Consider the following 633-nt stretch of genomic DNA (forward strand, 5'->3'; position numbering starts at 1 on the left):
TTTTTTCAAAAGTATTAACATCTATGCCGTCAATACTTGCCAATTCATGCTGTATAGTTTCAAATTTAACATCGGAACACAATTTTCTTCTAATATCTTTTACTGTAAACTGTTTCATTTGTTTATTCTGAATCCAGTGATTTAGAATTATTTTTAACCTTTCCAATACTTCAATAGTGTCCTCTTGATTTTTGACCACGAGGTCAAAGTAATCCGATTTATAGTCTGTTGCAAATTGATAGAAGATACCTTTTTTACTACCACAGCCAGCATAGTAACTATTTAATAAAATAGGAAAGCTTCCAACAGGAAGTTTACTTATATTTGAACGAAAATTAATATCTTCAATGTCTATATTTTTATGGCTATCGATTTTTGCTAAAGCATGATGAAATGGTAAACCATTGCTATTAAGCAGTGTAATGCGTAATACTTTTGCAGATGATAACCCCTCAGAAATAGCATTAATTTCTGCACCGATAGCATTATTATGCTTGGCAAACAATTGAACAGATCTTTTTTCATGTCGATCTAACTCACATCTATTTGACATCAACTCAATAGCATTTATTGAGCTTAGTTCGCTTATAGTGGAAGAAAGAGTTTCAATCACAGTATCTAAGTTCTTTTTTT

General features: G+C 30.8%; 1 protein-coding gene. It reads right to left on the reverse strand.

The features are described from left to right. On the reverse strand, positions 1-613 hold a 613-nt coding region (locus tag AN389_RS19575), incomplete at its 3' end, for a hypothetical protein (RefSeq protein ID WP_200911316.1). Between the last annotated feature and the right edge of the window lie 20 nt (positions 614-633).

This window comes from Pseudoalteromonas sp. P1-7a, from assembly GCF_001401855.1.
Lineage (GTDB): Bacteria > Pseudomonadota > Gammaproteobacteria > Enterobacterales > Alteromonadaceae > Pseudoalteromonas.